The sequence below is a fragment of the Leptolyngbya sp. FACHB-36 genome, from assembly GCF_014695955.1.
Lineage (GTDB): Bacteria > Cyanobacteriota > Cyanobacteriia > Leptolyngbyales > Leptolyngbyaceae > FACHB-36.
Window position 1 is genome coordinate 1 of record NZ_JACJPG010000137.1, and the last position, 3,373, is coordinate 3,373.

4 protein-coding genes and 1 pseudogene are annotated in these 3,373 nt (G+C 50.4%); 1 reads left to right on the top strand and 4 read right to left on the bottom strand.

The features are described from left to right. Positions 1-183 precede the first annotated feature (183 nt). A complete protein-coding gene (locus H6F43_RS01955) occupies positions 184-570 on the bottom strand; it encodes a hypothetical protein (RefSeq protein WP_190340335.1) in 387 nt (128 codons plus the stop codon). Positions 571-711: 141 nt separating this feature from the next. Then, a complete protein-coding gene (locus H6F43_RS01960; protein ID WP_190340336.1) occupies positions 712-1,326 on the bottom strand; it encodes a hypothetical protein in 615 nt (204 codons plus the stop codon). 116 nt (positions 1,327-1,442) lie between these two features. Between H6F43_RS01960 and H6F43_RS22085 the strand changes: the two are divergent. Further along, positions 1,443-1,529, top strand: a pseudogene (locus H6F43_RS22085) (IS5/IS1182 family transposase); the annotation flags it as partial. 277 nt (positions 1,530-1,806) lie between these two features. On the opposite strand, the gene H6F43_RS01965 reads toward H6F43_RS22085, so the two are convergent. Both H6F43_RS01965 and H6F43_RS01970 read right to left on the bottom strand, forming a co-directional pair. Beyond that, positions 1,807-2,451 carry a response regulator transcription factor gene (locus tag H6F43_RS01965; RefSeq protein WP_190340337.1) on the bottom strand — a complete coding sequence of 215 codons (645 nt, stop codon included), beginning with the start codon at positions 2,449-2,451 and terminating at the stop codon, positions 1,807-1,809. 445 nt (positions 2,452-2,896) lie between these two features. Further along, the coding region (locus tag H6F43_RS01970; RefSeq protein ID WP_206754530.1) for a MarR family transcriptional regulator at positions 2,897-3,373 on the bottom strand (477 nt) is incomplete at its 5' end.

The window sequence follows — 3,373 nt, forward strand, 5'->3', positions numbered from 1 at the left end:
AATGAGCATGTAGAGTTCATCTAAAATTTCCTCCGCTCCTGCTTCATCCACCTCAGTTAACAGTTGTTCAACCCCGTTGATATGTTGAACGAGCCGATCGGATTGCTGACGGTCCAGTGAAGACATAGCGATCGTTTACTCCTGATGCTTTCTAGCTGCTCATTGTAGGCGTTCTCTCAGCCCTTACCCAAAAGACTCAGCCAAAGCTGCCTTCGTTCGAGCAACCGAGAGCCGAATTCGCTCCAATTGTGACTCATAAGCAGCTTTCTGTTGCGGCGAGGCGTCACTTGGGTTAGCCCGCAAGATTTGCTCATAGAAGCGAAAGATTTGAAACGCATAGCTGGCGATCGCAACCTGCTCCTGAGACAGTGATTTCACCTGCTTCACCAGATCAGCACAGGTAGCAGAACTTGGTAAGACAAAAACATCTGCATAAAGCGGAGGAATCACATCAGAGCGTTTTTCCAATTCATCTAGCAGCTGTATGGCTTCCTCGGATAGCTCTCCATCAAAATCAGCTAAGAGATTCAGCAGGTCTAACAGCAAGGACTTTGAGCGCTTCTGCTTCATGTCAAACGGTAAAGCGGTAATCAACTCTATTGAAATTCTAGCAAAGTAGCAACTATTCAACTGGGTAGTTGAGAACCCGTTGGTATTATGGGGGCGATGCTGGCGAATCAGGTTTTGGATGAACGGCTTCAAACATGAAGCTCAGGGCTCAAGAATTTTGACGAGAATGCGAACCAAGCTTTCTAGGTCATCTGGAACTCGGTAGAGGGTCAATCCTTGCTGAATCTGCTTTTGCTCTCGGTGCAGAACGCCAAACTGCCAGATGTCACCTGTGGAGACGGCTCCTTGCAGGATCGGTTGCTCGCTGTCTATCCACTTGTCCAGGGCGATTAGCTCAACTGCGAGCTGAGTAAAGCCTTTGGCTAAGTCGGCATTTTTGGCTTCAATGACGAGAAGTTTCCCTACCGAGTAGAGGTAGTAGTCGAGCGAGCCTTTGAGCTGTTCGGTGACGGTGAGGGGATATTCAATGCGAAGTTGGGCGCGGGTGTAATGCACGATGTCGAGCAGTAGGGGAGCGATCAGCAGTTCGCGGCGGGCGGCTTCGCTGGTGAGGCTGATGTAGGGGAGGCTTTCTTCGATACGGGTTTTGAGATTATCGAGTCGATCGAGGGTTGCGGTGGATTGTGGCAGAAACAGAAGCGATCGCTTCAGGGTGTAGCCAAACTCTGCCAGAATGTCCTCTGGCTCATAGCTCATCTCGAAGTATTGTCTGAAGGTATAAGACTGCCCGGGTTGAAGAATGCTGGGTCTGGTCATGGAGGATGGCTCTTAGGTAATTGGGAATCCTGAAATTGCTCGATCTCTGCCATCAGTCTAATCGTTTCACCTAGTGCCACTTAGTAGTGATTCAATGGTGACAACTTCTAACTCCACTGAAGGTGGTGAAATGCCCTGAGGCGGGTTTTGTAATCTTGCTCCGGTGGATTGTAGAGAGGGCGTTTGGCTGGCTTAGCCAAATCTGACGCTTGAGCAAGGACTATGAACCTCTTATACCAATTCGTAATTCGCAATGGTAAGTTTGAAGTCCCCACGAGTAGGTGAATATAACGTATAACTTTTGAACAGGTCTTGCTTTACAAGCGAACGATCGTGATCTGCTGCCGTCATTTGCCGCCGCTAATCAAAGCTCTGGTAGCAAGTGTGGACAATGCCACTCTATGGTTCGTGGTCCATTCATCTGAAAACTACCGTAAGACAGGCAGAGCAGCGACTTTAGACCGCTGGACGATCGTCAGCTCAAAAACGAATGATGCCGCGTCGAAGGGCAGCGACAACGGCATGGGTGCGATCGGTGACGCCCAGTTTTGTCAGCAGGCTGCTGACGTGTGCTTTGACGGTGCTTTCGCTAATGCTCAGTGCTAGGGCAATTTCTCGATTGTTGTTGCCGGATGCCATCTGTTGCAGAACCTCGAATTCGCGGGGAGTGAGTTCAGGTTGCTCTAAACGGGCGGCGAGTTTACTGTAAAATTCGGCTGAAATATGGCGCTGGCCGCCGCAGACGCTGCGAATCACTTCCAGAATGACTTGCAGGGGGGTGTCTTTGAGCAAATAGGCTTTTGCGCCTGCTTTGAGTCCGCGATAGATATCTTCGTCGGTGTTATAGATGGTGAACATGATGATGCAGGCGTTGGGAAACTCGCTACGAATGGTCGTGATTGCTTCTACACCGCCGATGTCGGGCATTCGCAAATCCAGTATGACGATGTCGGGCTGATGTAGCCGATACTGCTCGATCGCTTCGCGCCCACTCCCCACTTCTGCCACCACTTGCATATCCAGTTCGGCGTTGAGGATTGCCACGAGTCCGTGCCGAACGATCGGGTGGTCGTCGGCAATCAGAATCCGAATCTGTTTGCTGGCAGGGGGGGTAGTTTGAGTCATAGATCCTGCACCAAACGGTGAGCCGATTTCTCAGGCTGGGAGATCGTTGGGCGACTCACAAACGCAGCACAAGCTGAGAATCAGCTCATTAGACAAAAATATTTACAGCAAACGCCTTCATTAGACGCGAAACGAGACTGAATTTTCAATAGACAAGGCTGTGGTTTTAGTGGCGAACTCTTCGCTCAGCCAGATTTCGAGGTCAATGGAACTGGGATGAAGTCATTCCTACTCACCCACTGCCAACAGTCGATCGCCACCTAACAACGAGAGTAATCTACTACGAACAACGATTTACAGCCGTTTGCAGATGGATGGATCACAAATCATATGGGCGCTATCCACAAAGGTTTGATACCAGAGCATTTTGGCATTGGCTGGTCAGTGTTCAGCCAATGCCAAATAGCTGTAATGCCAACGCTACCTCAATAAGGTAGTACAACCTTTATCTGGCCTGGATCTCAGGTTGCTCTGCTTTAAGGATTTGTGAGAGTGCGTTGGTCATTACCCTTACGTCTCCATCCTCTAGATGAGCAGAAAGATCTTCTGCGATTCTCTGCGAATAAATTTCCCACATCTGCTGCTGTAGAGTTGCTCCCGCCGGAGTCAAAACGGCAAAGGTTCCTCGTCGATCGCTGGGACATGCCTCCCGTGTCAGTAGTCCTGCCTTTTCTAAGCGATCGAGCAATCGCGTTAGGTTACTGCGACTAAGTAGCACAGCATCCGCCAGCTCGCTCAACCGCAACCGCTGATCGGGGGTCTCCTTCAGTGCCCACAGCACGTCGTACCACTCTAAGGGGGGCAGTCCCGCTTGTTTGAGGTGCTGCTCAACGCGATCGATTAGCCGCACGTGAGCGGTAATCAACAACCGCCAAAGCTGATTGTGAGTGGGGGCAAGTTTAGTCGTCATCGTTGTAGAGCG